Consider the following 19,406-nt stretch of genomic DNA (forward strand, 5'->3'; position numbering starts at 1 on the left):
CCCGAAAGGCCTTACCGCTCGACTTGCATGTGTTAAGCACGCCGCCAGCGTTCGTCCTGAGCCAGGATCAAACTCTCCGTAAAAGACCTGCGAAACAACAACCCCGACCCCCGAAAAGAGGATCGAAGCTGCGAATCAGTCAAAGACATCAAGTCAAATCACTAGCAAAAAAACTCAACTAGCAAAACAAACAAAACCTTCTCACCTCAGACGGGAAGAATGAAGCAAGAAGATGTCACACTCACACCCCAAAAGGCATGAGCGCCAAAAACATTCGGCACTGACATTCATCGACACACTGTTGAGTTCTCAAAGAACACGCACACACCATTCACCTTCGAGCTGAAGCTCGCAGATGTCCGGGGCAACCGTTCCAGCTTAGATCAGATGATCGAGCGCAGTCAAACTGGCTTCTCATCCGTGAAGAAGTCGAACCTTTCGGCTTTGACATCTTCATGGTGTCGGAAGCGAACTCCGCGTTGCTCAGGCCTTGCGGTCTGGGCTGGCGTCCGTGTCGCTCTGACCTGGACAAAGTTACGCCCCGGATAACAACGCGTCAAATCCCCAGGTCGTTCACGCGTGAATCGCGTGAACGGCCTGGTCGCAACCGGTCACTTACCCACCTGACGGGCGTCGTAACCAAATTACATGGATGTGACTCCGCCCACTGACTACAACTGAAAACTCAGTCCGCGATTCGGGCGCCTGCGAAGTTCCGCTTTCCGCGTCGGACCACCAACCACCGGCCGTGCAGGAGATCGTCCGCACCGGGCGTCCATTCTTCGTCGGAAATCTTGACGTTGTTGACCGATGCGCCGCCCTCCTTGACTGCGCGTCGGGCAGCGCCCTTGCTCTCGCTCAACCCCGTAGCGACGAGCAGATCGACGATGGTGTTCGGTGCACCGGCCTCGATGTCGGCCACAGACGCTTCCTGTAGCGCGGCGGCGAGCGTCTTCTCGTCGAGTTCGGTCAGTTCGGCCCGCCCGAAGAGCGCCTGGCTGGCCAGTTCGACCGAGCGAGTCGCGGCTTCGCCGTGGACGAGCGTGGTCATCTCGGCGGCCAGGCGCTTCTGCGCCTCACGCGCGTGCGGACGCTCGGTGGTCGCCGTCTCGAGTTCTGCCAACTCGTCCTTCGACAGGAAGGTGAACCAGCGCAGGTACTTCACCACGTCTGCGTCACCGGTGTTCACGAAGTACTGGTACCAGGCGTACGGGCTCGTCATCTCCGGGTCGAGCCACAGGCTGCCGCCTCCGGTGGATTTGCCGAATTTCTTGCCGTCGGCGGAGGTGACCAGCGGAACCGTCATGGCGTGCACCAACTCGGCGTCCTGGCGCCGGTTCAGCTCCACCCCGGCGATGATGTTTCCCCACTGGTCGGAGCCGCCGATCTGAAGACTGCAGCCGTATTGCCTGCGGAGCTGCACGTAGTCGTTCGCCTGCAACAGCATGTAGCTGAACTCGGTGTACGACATTCCGTCGCTCTCGAGCCTGTTCTTCACCGTCTCGCGAGCAAGCATGACGTTGATCGAGAAGTGCTTACCGATGTCGCGAAGGAAATCGATCGCGGAAAGCTCCCCCGTCCAGGACAGATTGTTCACCACCACTGCGCCCGTCGGGCTCTCGTCCAGGTCGACGAACCGTTCGAGCTGACCACGGATACGCGAGGCCCACTCGGTGACGACCTCGGGGGAATTCATGGTGCGCTCCCCTACATCGCGAGGGTCACCGATGAGTCCCGTCGCCCCACCGGCGAGGATGATCGGGCGATGGCCGGCCCGCTGGAAACGCTTGAGCGCCAGCAACGGCACGAGGTGCCCTGCGTGCAGCGAGGGACCTGTCGGATCGAAACCGGAGTACAGCGTGATCGGGCCCTCGGACGTAGCCTTCTTCAGCGCGTCCACATCGGTGGACTGTGCGATCAATCCACGCCAGGTCATTTCGTCGATGATGTTCTCACTCACGACGTCGATCCTCCCGCATGGACGCATCCAGGCGTCGGTCAGGCCTCCGAGCCACCGGGAGCGGCGGCGCGGGGACTGCGTTTGTAGCTCGACACCGCCTGCGACCCGATCACCCAGAAGCGCCACGGACGATCGGCTTCCGAACTCACCCCTACCCGTGGGCCGGATGCAACCGCCTTCTCGTTCAACGGGCGCTCGGGTAGTTCGAGGGTGACGGCCGACGACGCGTCGAACACGTCCGATCCGTTGTCTCCCAGCGAGACGCCAAGGGCCCGACCGAGATTTCCGGGCCCGCGGGCCCAACCGGCCTCGACCGGTGCGGACCGTGGACCGCGGCCGGCGCGCCTGGTCTCGACGATGTGGTGACCGGCCACCACTTCACCCGCTCGAAGCAACACCGCAGCGGCCGTACCGTCCGGGCCGCAGCTCACGTTCACACAAAGATGCATTCCGTAGCTCAGGTAGACGTACAGACGCCCCGCAGGACCGAACATCACCTGGTTACGAGGGGTTGGGCCCCGGAAGGAATGCGCGGCCGGATCCGGCCATGGACCATCGAGTGGACCACCGTAGGCCTCGACTTCCACGATGCGCACCGACACGTCGCCCACGGTGACGGTTCCGCCGAGGATGCGTCGGGCTGCGGCGTCGGGTTCCCCGATCTCCAATTCAGCGACATTCATCGATCCCATGATGCTTCGCCCTTGACCACCGTGCGCCGACGGGGCTATGACTTCGACATCCGACAAGTCTGGAGGCCGCTATGGCGTTCACCTGTGAACACGCCGTCGAGATCACAGGGCTGACGGTTCGCCGCGGCAAGCGAACGGTGCTGAACAATCTGTCCCTGACAATCCCCCGTGGTGTCATCACCGGACTTCTCGGTCCATCGGGCTGCGGTAAGACGACTTTGATGCGATCGATCGTCGGCACTCAGATCGTCAGCAGCGGAACCGTGACAGTACTCGGATCGCCGGCCGGCTCGGCACCGTTGCGCCGCACCGTCGGGTACGTGACCCAGGCACCGAGCGTCTACCGAGATCTCACCGTTCGCGAGAACGTGCAGTACTTCGGGTCGCTGTACGGTCGCCGGCGCGCGGACGTGGCATCCGCCATCGCATCGGTCGGGCTGGCCGACCACACGTCGTCACGGGCGGGCGAACTCTCCGGCGGCCAACTGGGGCGGGTCTCCCTGGCCAGCGCGCTGGTTGCCGAACCCGAGCTGATCGTCCTCGACGAACCGACGGTCGGCTTGGATCCCGTGCTGCGCTCGGAGCTGTGGTCGCGTTTCGCCGATATCGCGGCAAGCGGCACAACGGTGCTGGTCTCGAGCCACGTGATGGAAGAGGCGGAGCACTGCAGCCGTCTCGTTCTGATGCGCGACGGCACCGTTCTCGCCCACTCGAGCCCGGACGCGCTACTCGCGCGCACGAACGAAACGACCCTCGATCGCGCATTCCTGTCCCTCATCAGATCCACCGAGGAGACATCGTGAACGCGCGGATCTACGCAGCCGGCACGGGCCGCATACTGCGACAGCTACGAGCAGACCATCGATCGGTGGCGATGGTGCTGCTCGTTCCGTCCCTGCTGATGGTGTTGCTGTATTACCTGTACCGAGACGTGCCGACCCCGCCTGATCAGCAGCCGTTGTTCGATCGGATCGCCATCACGATGCTCGGCATCCTGCCGTTCGTCGTCATGTTCCTGATCACGTCGATCTCGATGCAGCGTGAACGATCCTCGGGAACGCTCGAACGCCTGCTGACGACTCCGATGTCCAAACTGGATCTGCTCGCGAGCTACGGGTCCGCGTTCTCGCTGGCCGCCATCGGACAGGCGGTACTCGCATGCACCGTCGCGTTCGGATTTCTCGGGCTCGACATCGAGGGCTCGGTAGGTTGGGTACTGGTGATCGCAGTCCTGGGAGCGATGCTCGGGGTCGCCATCGGACTGCTGTGCAGCGCATTCGCTCGCACCGAGTTCCAAGCCGTCCAGTTCATGCCGGTGGTCGTGATTCCACAGCTGTTTCTGTGCGGACTCCTGGTGCCGCGCGACCAGATGCCGAACTGGCTGAGCACGATCAGCGATGTCCTGCCGCTGAGCTACCTGGTCGACGCGCTCCAGGAGGTATCCAGGTACCCCGGAGTCACCGGGCGCATGTGGACCGACATCGCCGTGGTCACGGCGTTCACCGTCGCCGCGCTCAGCGGAGCCGCCGCGACATTGCGCCGACGAACCCAGTAGTCGACTAACCCAGTGCGCGGCCGAGAGTTCTAGGACGTGGCGCGCGCCAGGATCGACTCGTGCTCGGCGTCGTCGATATCGCGGGCGTCGTCGGCCAGCAACACCGGGATGCCGTTCTCGATCGGATATGCACGCCGCAGTCGCGGGTTGTAGAGCAGTTCCCCTTCGATCAACAGCAGCGGGCCCTTGTCCACCGGGCACGCGAGTATGGAAAGCAGTGTCGAATCGATTGCCACAGGTGTCCTTTGCTCTGCTCCGGTCGAACCGGAGTGGTGTACTCGCTTACGCTACCGAACCCGTTTTCTTCCGTGCCGACTCGTTCCTACGACGATTTTTCGGCCGCGGCCTCACGCCCGACGAACCGTTCGGCCACAACAGCTTTCGTCAATCGACGGTAGCTGTTCGACGCGGAGTCGTAGAACCACGAACGTGCACTCGGCGTCGGAATGCCGACCTTCTTCAACGCCGTCGCGGTCGGTCGGTACGCGCGTCCTACCGGAATTTCGGGCACCACGTGCACGATCGCCGGCCGCTCGGCCGGGAGCAGCACTCCGAGAGCGTCCGTCAATGCACGAGCGGTGATCACCGCCTCCGGTTGCAGCGAGATGGCGCAGACGGCCACCTCGGTGGCCGACGCCTCGACGCGCACCGATCGTGGCCGATCGGATGTCACCCGCACTCCGTAGACCACGGCCGAATCGACCTGATCCAGGTCACCTACCGCATCGACGATCGGCTGGGTGTACACCGGACCGCACGCCGAGCGCACCACGGTGTCCTTGCGGTCGACGAGCCAGTAATCGCCGTCGGAATCGCGACGGAAGAGGTTCTCGGTGGGGATCCAGGCATCCGTGGGCTCGAAGACTCCACGCATGACATGGCTGGTCGCTTCGCCGTCCCCGCTCGGTCGGCCGAGGAGCAGCCCGATCTCGTCGTCACGGCACTGCCGGACGAAACCGTCGTCGTCCTCTTCGAGACGGCCGGTGATGGGGTCGTAGGCCGCCAACGCAACCCGTGCACTGCCCGGCAGCGGACGTCCCTTGGAGCCGATCTTCGAGCCGGCCACATTGGCCAGGATCACGTCGTTCTCGGTGGATGCGTAGAACTCGAGCACCCGAGCCGGGCTGAACCGCGCCAGCGTGCGACGCCACAGCCCCACCGGCATACCGGAGCCGATGAACAGGCGCACCGGGTGGCCGGAGTCGACCGGGAACCGGCCGTCGTCGAGGATCTGCCGCATCATCGTCCAGGTGTAGCTCACGACGGTGACGCCGTAGCGATACACCTCTTCGCTGAACCGCTCGGGCTCGAGACCACGGGAAAGTGCGATGCGTGACCCGCCCGCAAGCGCACCACCGATCGTGACAAGAATCCCGGCCGAATGATGCAGCGGGGCAAGGCAATAGACAGTATCACCGGGTCCGAGCGCGGCCGTCGTCGCGGTACCGAACGCCGACAACGCCCAGCGATGATTGGTGATGTATCGCGGTTCGAGACCGCGATCTGTGGTCGTGAACAGGATCATCGCCAGTTCGCGGGCACGACCCGGATCCGGCTCGTACCACTGAGGCAGACGCACCGCGTCGGGATCGATGGCCTCGAGATCGACCACCTCGTAGCCGGACGGGATGTCGAGGCGCCGAGTCTCACCGCCGCCGAGCACCAGGACGTTCGGTGCCACCGGGACCGCCGCCGCAGCGTTCTCCGGATCGGCGATCACCGTGTCGACGTCGACGGTTCGCAGGGCTGCGGTCAGGTCGCTGCCCGGCTGCAGCAGAACAGGTACGGCCCCGATCCGCGAGAGGGCCGCCATCGCGGCCAACGCGCTGGGACGAGTCTCCATCAACACGCCGATGCGCGACGCGGGTCGCACCCCGACACTGATCAGTCCGCGCACCACGTTGTCGATGCGGACGTTGACAGCGTCGTAGGTGTGCACTCGGTCGTCGAACAGGAAGCACTCTCCGTTCGGAGACTTACGTCCCTGCTCGGCGATCAAGCGGCCCAACGAGACTCGACTGTGCGGCTGCATCTGCCCGAGGCGGGCGAGCCTCGGCAACGTACGCACGGCCTCGGAAGAGATCTCGCGGGTACCACGCACTGCGCCGGTCGCCGCCGATGCCAACCCGCGGCCGACACCGACGCCCACCTCTGCGATGGAGGCAGCAGTGTGGATCAGGCGATTGGTGATCGACACGCCGCTGTCGGAATCGCCGTGGTCCTCGCGCTCCATCACGCGGACCGCCTCCGGCTTCGGCCCGAGGTCCTCACGCCACCGAATCCAGTTTCCCGTCGTCGGCCAGGTCTGCGCAGCCGCGGTACTGCCGACAACCAAGCCGAAATGACCTGCACGCAAAGTGGTTTCGAACACCTGGGCGCGCGGAGCTGCGCGCTGAATGCCGCGCACGGCCAACGGTTGACCGATGTCGTCGACTTCGCCGACGAAGGCGAGCACGGGCACGGTGAGCTCGGCCAGGGTCAACAACCTGTCCTTGATGACGAACCCGCCGGTCATCATGCGGTTGTGAACGACGAACTGCTTCAACAACTCCGCAACGGCCGGGCCGGACCACGCCACCCACCCGTCCATCGCCAGAAAGCGTCGCTGCGGCTCGCGCGGCAACAGCGCCTCACGGTCGTGAAGCTGACGCAGAAAATCCACTCGCGATCGCACGGTCTTCGCCGGATCGAGCAACTGGAATCCCGTCCGCGCCATCCACCCCGACACAGCGAGCCGAGTGAACACATGGTCGGCGAGGAACTCCGCTCCCCGCGTCGCCACGCCTGCCGGAATCCCGAGCGGCAGACCGGCGAGAGTGTCGACCGGAGCTCCGAACGTGATGAGGCTGGCCAGATTTCGGCCACCTCGGTAGGCGGCCGCCTGGTAGCAGAACATGCCACCCTGAGAGTAGCCACCCAGGTGGACGTCGCGACCGGTGTGCTCGTGCACCTTGTCGACGACCTCGCTGATCGCCACGACGTGATCGGCGAGCGTACGGCCCCATCCACCCTCTTCGGTATCGGGTGACCCGAAATCGACAACCCACGGATCCAGACCCATGCCGTGCAGAATTCCGGCCGCACCTTGGTCGGTGGTGACGTCGTAGACGTCCGCGGAGACCATCATCGGCGGAATGAGCACCACCGGGGGACTGTCCGCGGGCACATCGTCGGGGAAATACCGCCGAAGCCGATACATCGGCTCGCGATCCATCACTCGAAACGGCGACGGATCCACCTCGGTTTCGAGCCCACCCAGACGAATGACCTCGAGACCGTTCTGGGCTGTGGCGATGGCACGCCGCAGTGGTCCACGTACGGCATCTGCATTCAGTCCCACCAATACACTCCTGCGTTCGGCCCGACGGAACGACCGGCATCGGTCTTCGCGTGACGAAAGCTTCTCACATCACACTCGAGGAAACCGGCGTGGATATCGATTGCCCTCTCAGTGCCGCAACACCGGTTCCTCGGCCCACGCACGCAGGGTCGCGGCAGTCGCCCGCACTCCCCCGAGCTGATGAGCAACCTGCACGGCGGCCGTCCCACCGCGGGCATCGCGCGACGAGATGGAACCCTCCACCGTGAGCACCTCACGAACGGCCGGAGTGAGGGACGAATCGATCGCGGCCAGCTCGTCGTCGGTCAGATCCACCAGCCCGACACCTCGCGCCTCGGCCGCACGAACGCAGGCTCCTGCAGCCTCGTGAGCAACGCGGAACGCAATCCCCTGCCGCACCATCCATTCGGCGATATCGGTGGCGAGCGTGAACCCGGCCGGTGCCAGCTCGGCCATGCGTTCGGTGTGGAACTCGAGCGTCGCCGTCAATCCGGTGAGCGCAGGCAGCAACAGCTCGAGTTGCGCCACCGAATCGAACACCGGCTCCTTGTCTTCCTGGAGATCACGGTTGTACGCCAACGGTTGCGCCTTCAGCGTGGCCAGCAGACCGGTCAGATTACCGATCAAGCGGCCGGTCTTTCCGCGAGTCAACTCCGCGACGTCCGGATTCTTCTTCTGCGGCATGATCGAGCTGCCGGTCGACCACGCATCGGCCAGCGTCACGTAGCCGTACTCGGGCGTGCTCCACGAGATGACCTCCTCGGCGAATCGCGACAGATCCACCGCCGTCATCGCCAACACGAAGGCAGCTTCGGCGGCGAAGTCGCGTGAGGACGTGGCGTCGATCGAGTTCTCGGCGGACGAGTCGAACCCGAGCTCGGCTGCGATCTTTTCCGGACTCAGCCCCAACGACGAACCGGCGAGAGCACCGGAACCGTACGGCGACACCGCCGCTCGCGTGTCGAAATCCGCGAAGCGCTGCACATCGCGCAACAACGGATGGGTGTGCGCGAGCAGATGATGCGCCAACAACACCGGCTGCGCGGCCTGCGAATGGGTCTTGCCCGGCATGACAGCAGTCGGATGCGCCGCAGCCTGGGTGGCCAACGCGTCGACCACATCGAGTACGCCCACCGACACCCGGCGGACGGCGTCGCGCAGCCACATGCGGAACAGCGTGGCCACCTGATCGTTCCGCGACCGGCCCGCACGCAGCCGGCCACCGACCTCGGGTCCGACCCGGTCGATCAAACCGCGCTCGAGGGCACCGTGCACGTCCTCGTCCGATTCGGCTGCCACGAACTCACCGGAGGCGACGTCATCGGCGAGTCGTTGCAAGCCGTCGAGCATGGTCTCGAGGTCCTGCGGGGTGAGCAGTCCGGCACCGTTCAGCACTCGGGCGTGCGCCATGGATGCGCGGATGTCGTACGGCGCGAGGACCCAGTCGAAGTGCGTCGACTTGCTCAACGCTGCCATGGCGGCGGCCGGCCCCGATGCGAATCTGCCGCCCCAGAGCGAACCTTCGTTGGTTCCGTGTGCGGTCTCCGAATTCGTCACAGGCCCAGGTCCCTCTTCGCGGCGATCTTCGACGACAATCCGTGCAGCTGAACGAATCCCTTGGCCGCGGACTGGTCGAACGTGTCGCCCTCGTCGTAGGTGGCGAGATTGAAGTCGTACAGCGACTCGCCACTGCGGCGTCCGTTGACGATGATCCCGCCCGCGTGCAGAACCAGGCGAATATCGCCGGAGACGTGCTCCTGCGTGTGCTCCACGAACGTGTCGAGAGCACCCTTGAGCGGGGAATACCACAGGCCGTCGTACACCAGCTCGGCCCACTTCTGGTCGGTGTGGCGCTTGTAGCGACCGAGTTCGCGCTCGAGGGTCACGTGCTCGAGCTCCTCATGGGCGCGGATGAGCACCATGGCACCGGGTGCCTCGTAGATCTCACGACTCTTGATGCCGACGAGCCGATCCTCGACCACGTCCAACCGGCCGACACCCTGCGCTCCCGCACGAGTGTTGAGCTCCTGGATCGCTTCGAGCACCGAGACCGGGCGACCGTCGATCGCGACCGGGCGACCCTTGTCGAACGAGACGATCAGTTCGTCCGGAGCCTGGAAGTTGACCGTCGGATCCTCGGTGTAGTCGTAGACGTCCTTGGTCGGCACGTTCCACAGGTCTTCGAGGAAGCCGGTCTCCACCGCGCGTCCCCAGACGTTCTGGTCGATAGAGAACGGCGACTTGGTGGTCACGTTGATCGGGATGTCGTTCTCCTCGGCGAACTTGATCGCCTTCTCGCGCGTCCACGCGTAGTCGCGAACCGGTGCCAACACCTCGAGCTCGGGGGCGAGGGTGTTGAAGCCGACCTCGAAGCGAACCTGGTCGTTGCCCTTGCCCGTGCACCCGTGTGCGACAACGGTTCCGCCGTGCGCCCGCGCGTTCTCCACGAGGTGCTTGACGATGAGCGGACGACTGATCGCCGACACGAGGGGATACCGATCCATGTACAGCGCGTTGGACTGCACGGTCGGCAGGCAGTACTCGTCGGCGAACTCGTTCCTGGCATCGACGACGACGGATTCGACTGCGCCGCAATCGAGTGCGCGTTGGCGCACGACGTCCATGTCCTCGCCGCCCTGCCCCAGATCGATGGCGACGGCAACGACCTCCTTGCCGGTCTCCCTGCCGATCCAGCTGATGGCGACGGAGGTGTCGAGTCCGCCGGAGTAGGCGAGGATGACGCGTTCGGCCATGGTGTTCAAGCTCCTTCGTTGTTCTTGATGCGCATGATGGGTAACCGGATCTCAGTTACCGCGTCGAGCAAGCTTTTCGATCTTGTCCGCGACCTCGCCACCGGTGTGTGGCTCGCGGGCGATCAACAGAATCGTGTCGTCACCGGCGATGGTCCCGACGATCTCCGGCATCGCAGCACGGTCCAGAGCGCTGGCCAGGTAGTGCGCCGCGCCCGGTGGCGTGCGAAGGACGGCCTGGTTCCCACTGTGATCGGTGGACACCAACAACTCCCCCAGCAACTTCAGGAGTCGGTCGGTGCCGCCGGACACTCCCCGGACCGGGCTGCCGTCCTCGGGCACGACGTACACCCCCACTCCACCGTCCGGCGCGCGCAGTTTCACGGCACCCAGTTCCTCGAGGTCCCGCGAGAGGGTGGCCTGAGTGGTGTCGATCCCCTCGGCTGCGAGCAACGACGCCAGCTGCGGTTGACTGCGCACCTGATGGGTGGCCAGCAACGCGATGATCCGTGCCTGCCTGCCCGCGCGGGTCGACGCGGTCAACGGCACCGCAGTGACGTCTTCGCTCATGGTCGTCGGGCCTGTTCGAGGAGCCACACAAGCAGTGCCTTCTGCGCGTGCAGGCGGTTCTCGGCCTCGTCCCAGACAACACTCTGGGGGCCGTCGAGCACCTCGTCGGTGATCTCCTCGCCGCGATGTGCGGGTAGGCAGTGCAGCACGACGGCGTCCGACTGGGCCTTCGAGAGCAGGTCCGAATCGATTCGATACGGCCGGAACGGTGCGACGCGATCGAGACCGTCGTTCTCCTGGCCCATCGACGTCCAGGTGTCGGTGACGAGCGCATCGGCACCGGCCGCGGCCTCGACCGGGTCCTCGGTGATGGTGATGGTGGCCCCGGTTTCCTCGGCACGCGCGTGCGCCGCGTCGAGAACGTAGCCGAGCGGCGCAAATTCCTTGGGCGCAGCGATCCGCACGTTCAGCCCGGCCGTCACTCCGCCGATGAGCAGCGAGTGCGCCATGTTGTTGGCACCGTCACCGAAGTAGGCCAAGGTGCGCCCCTGCAGATTTCCCTTGTGCTCGATCAGGGTCTGCAGATCCGCCAGAACCTGGCACGGGTGGAACTCGTTGGAGAGGGCGTTGACGATCGGAATCGTTGCGCCGGTCGCCATCTGCTCGAGCCGCTTCTGCCCGAACGTGCGCCACACGACCGCCTCGACGTAGCGCGAGAGAACCCGCCCCGTGTCCTGCAGCGTCTCCTCACGCCCCAGCTGGGTGTCGCGGCCCGTCACCACCACGGCATGACCACCCAACTGCGCGATGCCCATCTCGAACGAGAAGCGGGTCCGTGTCGAGTTCTTCTCGAAGATGACGCCGACCCCCTTGGGGCCCTCGAGCGGACGCTTCGAGAACGGGGCACGCTTGAGTTCGGCTGCCAGAGCGAGGATTTCACCCTGCTGCACGGGCGTGATGTCGTCGTCCCGGAGGAAATGCTGAACGGTCATGGCTGATGAGCCTCCTGTGCTGCGTCGAGAATTGCCGGTAACGCCGTCACGAACGACGCGGCTTGCTCTTCGGTGATGATCAACGGTGGTGCGAGCCGAAGCACGTCGGGCTGGGCCGCGTTGAGGAGGAAGCCCGCCTCGCGCGCGGCGGCTTCGGCCGCCGGTGCGACGGCGGCGGTGAGGACCACGCCGAGGAGAAGGCCCGAACCCCGAACATGGCTCACCAGAGGGTGATCCAGATTCTCGATGGAGTGTGCGATGGTCTTGCCGATGCTGTCGGCGTGCGAGAGCAGGTCCTCGTCGGCGATGGTGCGCAGCACGGCCAGAGCCGCCGCCGCGCATACGGGGTTACCACCGAACGTGGTGCCGTGCTTGCCCGGATGCAGCAACTCCCCCGCCGCTCCGATGCCGATGCAGGCCCCGATGGGCAGGCCGCCGCCCAGACCCTTGGCGAGCGTGATGACGTCGGGCACGATGCCGACCGACTGGTGAGCGTAGAACCAACCCGTTCGGCCGATACCGGTCTGCACCTCGTCCAGGACCAGCAGTGCGCCGTGCTTCGCGGTGATCTCACGGGCGGCGAGAAGATATCCCCCCGGTGGAACCACCACGCCTCCCTCACCCATGATGGGTTCGAGAAATACTGCGGCAGTGTCCGAATCGACGGCGGCTTCCAGCGCGGCCACATCGCCGTACGGAACGTGTTGCACGCCGGCAGGCATCGGCTCGAACGGGATCCGCTTGTCCGGCTGACCGGTCAGAGCGAGAGCACCCATCGTCCGTCCGTGAAACGACTTCTCCGCCGCCACGATGTTGGGACGGCCGGTCAGGCGAGCGATCTTGAACGCCGCCTCGTTGGCCTCGGTTCCCGAGTTGCACAAAAACACCCGACCGGTGGCCCCGGCACCGAGCTGCGCGAGCAGCTGCTCGGCCAACGCGATTCCGGGTTCTGTCGCATACAGATTCGAGGTGTGCCCGAGGGTGGACAGCTGAGTGGTGACCGCCTCGATCACCGCCGGGTGGGCATGTCCGAGGATGTTCACGGCGATGCCCGCGAGCAGGTCCAGATACTGCTTTCCGTCGGCGTCGGTCACCACCGCGCCCTCGCCGCGGACGAGCGCCACGCGCGGAACACCGTAGTTGTCCATCAACGAATTCGACCACCGCTGTTGCAGATCGAGGGTGGACTCGGTGCCGGTCATGGCGTGACTCCTGACGTGGAAGAGTGATCGGGGGTGACCATGGTGCCGATTCCCTCACCGGTGAACAGCTCCACCAGCACGGAATGTTCGACGCGACCGTCGATGACATGAGCCGACGGAACGCCGGCTCGAACCGCCCGCAGGCACGCTTCCATCTTCGGCACCATCCCGGCGTCGAGTGAGGGCAGCAACGCCTCGAGCGTGGACGCGTCGATCTCGGAGGTCAACGAGCTGCGATCGGGCCAATCCGTGTACAGGCCTTCGACATCGGTGAGCACCACCATCTTCTCGGCACCGAGGGCACTGGCGAGCGCCGCTGCCGCAGTGTCGGCGTTGATGTTGTGGACGACGCCGTCGCGGTCGGGCGCGATGGTGGACACCACCGGAATACGTCCTGCGGCAATGAGATCGAAGACCGCGGCAGGATCAACCGACGTGACGTCGCCGACGAGACCGATGTCGGTCTCGGTGCCGTCGACCAGCACGGTGCGACGCGTCGCGGTGAACAGGTGCGCATCCTCACCGGAAATTCCGACGGCATACGGACCGTGACCGTTGATCAGGCCGACGAGCTCGCGCCCGACCTGACCGAACAGCACCATCCGCGCGACGTCCATGACCTCGGGGGTGGTGACGCGGAATCCGCCGCGAAATTCACCGGCCAGGCCGAGTCTGGTCAGCATGGCCGAGATCTGCGGCCCGCCGCCGTGAACGACGACCGGATGGATTCCGACGGTGCGCAGAAACACCATGTCGGCCGCGAACGCCCGCTTCAGATTCTCGTCGATCATGGCATTTCCGCCGTACTTCACGACGACGACCTTGCCCGAGAATCGCTGCAGCCAGGGCAGAGCCTCGGCGAGCGTGAAGGCCTTCTGCGCGGCCGTCAACTGCAGTGCGGCCGAGGTCATGACGAGTACGCCGAATTCTCTTCGACGTACGCGTGCGAGAGATCGGTGGTTCGAATGGTGGCAGACCCTGCGCCGAGACCGAGATCTATGGTCACCGAGATGTCGACACCGGACAGATCGACCTGCCGAGCTCCCGGCGCTCCCACGCCGTCGATGCACACCGGACTGCCGTTGAAGGACACGGCAATTCGATCCGGATCGAGCTCGATCGGGGCGATACCGATTGCCGCGAGCACCCGGCCCCAGTTGGGATCCGACCCGAAGAGGGCCGTCTTGGTCAGGGAGTCCCTGGCGACCGCGCGAGCGCCGATCAGGGCGTCGTCCTCGCTCATCGCGCCCGACACGGTGATCCGCACCCGCTTGGTGACGCCCTCCGCGTCGGCCATCATCTGGTCGGCCAGGTCGTCGCACACCGCCAGGACCGCGGCGTCGAGTTCTTCCTGAGACGGTGCGACTCCGCTGGCTCCGGACGAGAGCAGCAGCACGGTGTCGTTCGTCGAGGACGCGCCGTCGACGTCGAGCCGGTCGTAGGACATTCGAGTCGCCGCGCGCAGTGCCTTGTCCAACTGGTCCGCGGTGGCGACGGCATCGGTGGTGATGACGCTGAGCATCGTGGCCAACGACGGTGCGAGCATGCCTGCCCCCTTGGCCATACCGCCGACGTTCCATTTGTCGGCATGATGAACGGCCGCCTGCTTGGGCACTGTGTCGGTGGTCATGATCGCGTACGCCGCATCGGTGCCACCCGAAATTCCACCCGCGAGTTCGTGCACCACCTCGGTCACGCCGGGCAGCAGCTTGTCCATCGGGAGCCGATCACCGATGAGACCCGTCGAGCACACGGCAACCTCGATCGCTCCGGTCTCGGAACCCCAATTGCTCAGTGCGGACGCCACTTCCTCGGCTGTACGGTGCGAGTCCTGAAAGCCCGGCGCACCCGTGCAGGCATTGGCACCACCGGAATTGAGAATCACCGCGCGCAGCCGTCCGGTGGAGAGCACCTGCTGCGACCACAACACCGGCGCAGCCTTGACCTTGTTGCGGGTGAACACACCCGCCGCAGCGAAATCGGGACCCTCGTTGAACACCAAGGCCAGATCGGACTTGCCACTCGCCTTGATTCCGGCCGGAATACCGGCAGCGCGGAAACCCGCAGGACAGGTGACACCCTGCGTGCGCACGAGCTTGCCCGCCACCATGCCGACGGCCTCCGCCTGGCTCCCGACGCTGCTCATGGTGCTACTCCTACGGTAGAGAGACCATCGGTCTCGGTGATTCCCAGTGCAAGATTCATGGATTGGACGGCGGCTCCTGCCGTGCCCTTGGCCAGGTTGTCGATGGCGGCGATCACGACGAGCAAGCCGGCGTCCGCATCGACCGACACGCTCATCTGCACGGCGTTCGACCCGATGACCGAACCGGTCTGCGGAAGGCGACCGGCTGGAAGCACGTGCACGAACGGCTCTGCGGCATATGCCTTCTCGTAGACCTCGACGGCCTGCGCCTGCGTGGCGGTGGTGATCGCGGTGCAGGTGGCCAGGATTCCGCGAGGCATCGGTGCGAGAACCGGCGTGAAGGACACTGCAACAGCGCTACCGGCGAGCGCCGAGAGGTTCTGCACGATCTCGGGAGTATGGCGGTGCGCGCCCGCAACCGCGTACGCCCGAACCGAACCCATCACCTCCGAACCGAGAAGATCGGCCTTCGGAGCTCGGCCGGCACCCGAACTACCGCTGACGGCAACGATATTGACGCGGGGCTCGATGATGCCTGCGGCGACGGCAGGTGCGAGCGCGAGAGACGACACCGTCGGGTAACACCCGGGAACCGCGATGCGAGTGGCACCGACCAATCGCTCACGGCAGCCCGGCAACTCCGGCAATCCGTACGGCCAACTGCCCGCATGGGGACTCTTGTAGTACTTCTCCCAGGCCGCACCGTCGGTGAGGCGGAAGTCGGCCCCGCAGTCGATGATCACCACGGACTCGGGCAGCTGCAGCGCGAGTTCGGCGGACTTGCCGTGCGGGAGCCCCAGGAACACGACATCGTGACCCGCGAGCTCGTCGACGGTGGTCGGCGCGAGAACGCGGTCTGCGAGAGGCAACAGATGGGGATGGAATTCACCCAGCGTCGCACCGGCATTGCCGCCCGCGGTCAGCGTGCCGATGACCAACGAACCGTCGCGCACTCCCGGGTGCCCGAGCAGCAATCGAAGAATCTCGCCGCCGGCGTACCCACTTGCGCCCGCCACCGCGATGCGCCTCGGCGTGGCCTCCGAAATAGTCATGCGGTTTATTATGCAGCATCATGCAAGCTCATTCATGAACGGGTCCGGTGTGTCAGCGTCCGCCCATGGACCTGCGGATCTCGTCGAGCTTCTTTCGGCCGGCGTCCTGCCGCTCGTTCCACTGCTCGTCGAGGTCACGGCCCGCCCTGGACTCTCGGTCCAGTTCCTCCGCGCCGACGGCTGTGCCCGATCGCTGTTCGACCTTGTCGCGTACACCGTCCCACGTGGGCACCCCCGAATCGGTGAAGTCACCGATCGGCGCGCTCACCGCACCGGCACCGTATCCGCTACCGACGGGCTGGTCCTCGACCAGCTCCGCATCGATTATCCCCGGAACCGTGCCGCCGAGCGGAGCCCCCGGCGGTGGATCACCGAGCGGCTGGTCGATCCGCGGCTTGGTCACCTGCGGAACGTCGACGTCGGGAACCGTCCCGGGTGGTGCACCGCGATCGGGTCCAGTGGATTCGGGCTCAGCATTGCGCAACTCGACCGCCAGCGCCGATGCGGCTGCCGCCACCGGGGCCAACCGGGACCGACCGGCCACTGCAGCCAGGATCTCCTCGATCACCTGAAGATCCGTCGCCGCACCGTCTGTTCCGAATTCACTCATGCGCTGCTCCCGTCACCCGTCGTACTCGTGACTCCACGCTACGGACACCGGAGCCCGGGTGTGCACGGATCGACTGCGCAGCTGCGCTGGTTCAACTGCGCAGCTGCGCGCCGACGGCCTTCGATGCCGCGTCGACCGCCGCATCGCGTGCAGCCGTTGCCTGATCCTCGGTCAAGGTGCCGTCTGCACCTCGGAACCGCAGCGCGAATGCCAGCGACTTGCGACCCTCGCCGACCTGTTCGCCCTCGTAGACGTCGAACAGCCGGATCGACTCGAGCAGGTCGCCACCGCCGATCGTGAGCGCGGCTTCCACCGACGCCGCAGGTACGGACGCGTCGACCACCACGGCCACGTCCTGCAGCACCGCCGGATACGGCGACACCTCGGGGGCAGGGAGCGACTCGACGACGGGAAGAGCGCTCAGGCTCAACTCGACGGCACACGTACGCGGCGGCAGGCCCGCCCGCTCGAGCACGGCCGGATGCAGCTCGCCCGCGTATCCGACGACCTCACCGTCGAGCAGGACCTCCGCGCACCGACCCGGGTGCCACGGAAGGTGTTGCGCCGCCCGAAGATCGACGTGCACTCCGGACGCCTCGGCGACGGTACGCACCGCAGCGAACGCATCGGCGGCCTCTGCGGCGCGGCCGGGACCCCACGGACCCGACAACTCACGCTGACCGGTGAGCACCATGCCCACGTGCACCGGCTGCGCCGGCAACGAACCACGAAGCATGGCGATCTGGTCGTCGGTGGGCCGACGGTCGACCGGCAACGCGTCCACAGCTGCGGTGGCGTCGTGTCGGAGCACCACCTGAGCAATGCCGAACAGCGAGACGTCTCGCTGACCGCGCGCGATGTTCCGGCTCAGCATCTCGAGCAAACCGGGAAGCACAGTGGTCGCGAGCTCGGGACGGTCGGCCTCGAGTGGATTGAGTACCGAGGTGGTCGCGCGCCGTGGGTCGTCCGCGTCGAGACCCCACGTGTCGAACACGCCTTTGGGCAGGAACACCGGAGGCAACACCTCGACGTACCCGGAGAACGCGAGAGCCTTGCCGACGGCACGCCTGCGCTTCTGTTCGGCAGTGAGGCCACGACCGCCCGGGGCCGACGGCAGTACCGACGGGATCTGTTCGAGCCCTTCGAGCCGCAGCACCTCTTCCACCAGGTCGGCGCGCTGCACCAGGTCCGGTCGCCAGGACGGCGGGGTGACGATGAGCTGGCCGTGTCCGGCGTCGTCGACCGATACCTCGACTCCGCAACCGATCTGCGTCAACCGTCGGGCAGCGGTTCCGTTGGGGTATTGCACTCCGGCGATTCGGTCCGGCAGGTCGAAGTCCATCGTGACCGTGGGATATTCGGATGCCTCGCCGATATCGGTCAACACGGGCTCGATCCGGCCGCCGGCGATCTCGACCAACAACTGTGCGGCCCGATCGAGTGCTGCGACAGGCAGAGCCGAATCCACGGTCCGCTCGAAACGCTTGCTGGCCTCGCTGGAGAGCTTGTGGCGACGACCGGTGCGGAACACCGCGAGCGGATCGAACGACGCAGCTTCGAGGACGACCTCGGTGGTCGAGTCGTCGACTTCGGTGGACGCGCCGCCCATGACACCGGCCAACGAGATCGCTCCCGATCCGTCGGCGATGACGACGTCCTCGGCATCGAGAGAACGCTCGACGCCGTCCAGCGTGGTCAGCTTCTCCCCCGCATTCGCACGCCGGACGACCAGATCGCCGTCGAGCTTTGCCGCATCGAACGCGTGCAACGGCTGCCCGAGTTCGTGGAGCACGTAGTTGGTGACATCGACGGCCGCCGAGATCGGGCGTACGCCGGCCAGCAGCAGTCGACGCTGCATCCACCAGGGCGTCGTCGCCGTCGGATCGATGCCGACAATCTTGCGCAACGCGAATCGCGAAGCGCCCGAGTTCGGTTCGACGGTGACCGACCAGGCGTCACCGGTGACCTCGGTGGGGACCGTGCGCGCCGGATCCACGAACGGAAGGTCGAAACTGCAGGCCAGTTCGCGGGCGAGGCCTCGGACCGAGAAGGCGTAGCCGCGATCCGGGGTCACGTTGAGCTCGATGACCGAGTCCAGCAGACCGAGAACGGCTTTGGCGTCGTCGCCCGGAGCGGCCGTGCCCTCGGGCAGCACCAGAATTCCGGAGTGATCCTTACCCAACCCGAGTTCGAGCGTCGAGCAGATCATGCCGTTGGAGTTGCGGCCGTAGGTCTTGCGCGACGCGATGGCGAATCCACCGGGCAGGACGCTGCCCGGCAGCGCGGCCACGATCAGGTCACCCTCGGCGAAGTTCCTGGCACCACACACGATTTCCTGTGGCTCGGCTGCTCCGACGTCCACCAGGCAGAAGCGAATCGGCTTCTTGAACTCGGTCAGCTCCTCGATCGACCCGACCCGACCGACCACGAGTGGCCCGGTCACGTTGTCCAGCGAATCGAGTTCCTCGACCTCGAACCCGACCCGCACGAAACCGGCGTCGAGTTCCTCGGGCGAGACGGCCCAGTCGGGCGTTCCCGCGTGCAGGACCTCGGTCAGCCAGGATTGTGGGACTCGCACGTGTGCTCAGCTCTTTCTT

16 protein-coding genes and 1 rRNA gene are annotated in these 19,406 nt (G+C 65.6%); 2 read left to right on the plus strand and 15 right to left on the minus strand.

Annotated features, from left to right (window positions below; translation table 11 throughout):
- The 3 genes from CH256_RS07295 to CH256_RS07305 all read right to left on the minus strand — a co-directional run.
- Positions 1-83, minus strand: a 16S ribosomal RNA gene (locus tag CH256_RS07295); the annotation flags it as partial.
- 602 nt (positions 84-685) lie between these two features.
- Positions 686-1,960 carry a tyrosine--tRNA ligase gene (gene tyrS, locus CH256_RS07300; protein WP_094669211.1) on the minus strand — a complete coding sequence of 425 codons (1,275 nt, stop codon included), beginning with the start codon at positions 1,958-1,960 and terminating at the stop codon, positions 686-688.
- Positions 1,961-1,998: 38 nt separating this feature from the next.
- A complete protein-coding gene (locus CH256_RS07305; RefSeq protein WP_094669225.1) occupies positions 1,999-2,643 on the minus strand; it encodes a DNA-3-methyladenine glycosylase in 645 nt (214 codons plus the stop codon).
- A gap of 80 nt (positions 2,644-2,723) precedes the next feature.
- On the opposite strand from CH256_RS07305, the gene CH256_RS07310 reads away from it, so the two are divergent.
- Complete coding sequence (locus CH256_RS07310; protein WP_094669212.1) at positions 2,724-3,455, plus strand: ABC transporter ATP-binding protein; 732 nt, start codon at positions 2,724-2,726, stop codon at positions 3,453-3,455.
- Complete coding sequence (locus tag CH256_RS07315) at positions 3,452-4,207, plus strand: ABC transporter permease (protein ID WP_068050939.1); 756 nt, start codon at positions 3,452-3,454, stop codon at positions 4,205-4,207. Before CH256_RS07310 ends, CH256_RS07315 begins: the two co-directional genes overlap by 4 nt.
- Before the next feature lie 29 nt (positions 4,208-4,236).
- On the opposite strand, the gene CH256_RS07320 is transcribed toward CH256_RS07315, so the two are convergent.
- The 12 genes from CH256_RS07320 to pheT form a co-directional block, all read right to left on the minus strand.
- Positions 4,237-4,443: a Trm112 family protein gene (locus CH256_RS07320; protein ID WP_094640065.1), complete on the minus strand. Its 207-nt coding sequence runs from the start codon at positions 4,441-4,443 to the stop codon at positions 4,237-4,239.
- 86 nt (positions 4,444-4,529) lie between these two features.
- On the minus strand, positions 4,530-7,550 hold the full coding sequence (locus CH256_RS07325) for an AMP-binding protein (protein ID WP_094669213.1): 3,021 nt from the start codon (positions 7,548-7,550) through the stop codon (positions 4,530-4,532).
- Positions 7,551-7,655: 105 nt separating this feature from the next.
- The gene (argH, locus tag CH256_RS07330; protein WP_094669214.1) at positions 7,656-9,104 is read right to left on the minus strand and encodes an argininosuccinate lyase; all 1,449 of its coding nucleotides are present in this window, start codon (positions 9,102-9,104) and stop codon (positions 7,656-7,658) included.
- Positions 9,101-10,300 carry an argininosuccinate synthase gene (locus CH256_RS07335; protein WP_094669215.1) on the minus strand — a complete coding sequence of 400 codons (1,200 nt, stop codon included), beginning with the start codon at positions 10,298-10,300 and terminating at the stop codon, positions 9,101-9,103. Before CH256_RS07335 ends, argH begins: the two co-directional genes overlap by 4 nt.
- A 51-nt stretch (positions 10,301-10,351) precedes the next feature.
- Positions 10,352-10,867, minus strand: a complete 516-nt coding sequence (locus CH256_RS07340; RefSeq protein WP_037192611.1) for an arginine repressor — start codon at positions 10,865-10,867, stop codon at positions 10,352-10,354.
- Positions 10,864-11,799: an ornithine carbamoyltransferase gene (gene argF, locus CH256_RS07345; RefSeq protein ID WP_094669216.1), complete on the minus strand. Its 936-nt coding sequence runs from the start codon at positions 11,797-11,799 to the stop codon at positions 10,864-10,866. Before argF ends, CH256_RS07340 begins: the two co-directional genes overlap by 4 nt.
- Positions 11,796-13,001, minus strand: coding sequence for an acetylornithine transaminase (locus tag CH256_RS07350; RefSeq protein WP_094669217.1), 1,206 nt, complete (start codon positions 12,999-13,001; stop codon positions 11,796-11,798). The genes argF and CH256_RS07350 overlap by 4 nt, the downstream gene beginning before the upstream one ends.
- Entirely contained in the window at positions 12,998-13,912 is a 915-nt protein-coding gene (argB, locus tag CH256_RS07355; protein ID WP_094669218.1) for an acetylglutamate kinase, read from the minus strand. The genes CH256_RS07350 and argB overlap by 4 nt, the downstream gene beginning before the upstream one ends.
- A complete protein-coding gene (gene argJ, locus CH256_RS07360) occupies positions 13,909-15,111 on the minus strand; it encodes a bifunctional glutamate N-acetyltransferase/amino-acid acetyltransferase ArgJ (protein ID WP_179272027.1) in 1,203 nt (400 codons plus the stop codon). Before argJ ends, argB begins: the two co-directional genes overlap by 4 nt.
- Positions 15,112-15,143: 32 nt before the next feature.
- Complete coding sequence (argC, locus tag CH256_RS07365; protein WP_094640072.1) at positions 15,144-16,199, minus strand: N-acetyl-gamma-glutamyl-phosphate reductase; 1,056 nt, start codon at positions 16,197-16,199, stop codon at positions 15,144-15,146.
- Between the two features lie 52 nt (positions 16,200-16,251).
- Entirely contained in the window at positions 16,252-16,809 is a 558-nt protein-coding gene (locus CH256_RS07370; RefSeq protein WP_068050959.1) for a hypothetical protein, read from the minus strand.
- A gap of 91 nt (positions 16,810-16,900) precedes the next feature.
- Positions 16,901-19,387 carry a phenylalanine--tRNA ligase subunit beta gene (gene pheT, locus CH256_RS07375; RefSeq protein ID WP_094669220.1) on the minus strand — a complete coding sequence of 829 codons (2,487 nt, stop codon included), beginning with the start codon at positions 19,385-19,387 and terminating at the stop codon, positions 16,901-16,903.
- Positions 19,388-19,406: the final 19 nt, after the last annotated feature.

The organism is Rhodococcus sp. 05-2254-6, from assembly GCF_002258565.1.
Lineage (GTDB): Bacteria > Actinomycetota > Actinomycetes > Mycobacteriales > Mycobacteriaceae > Rhodococcoides.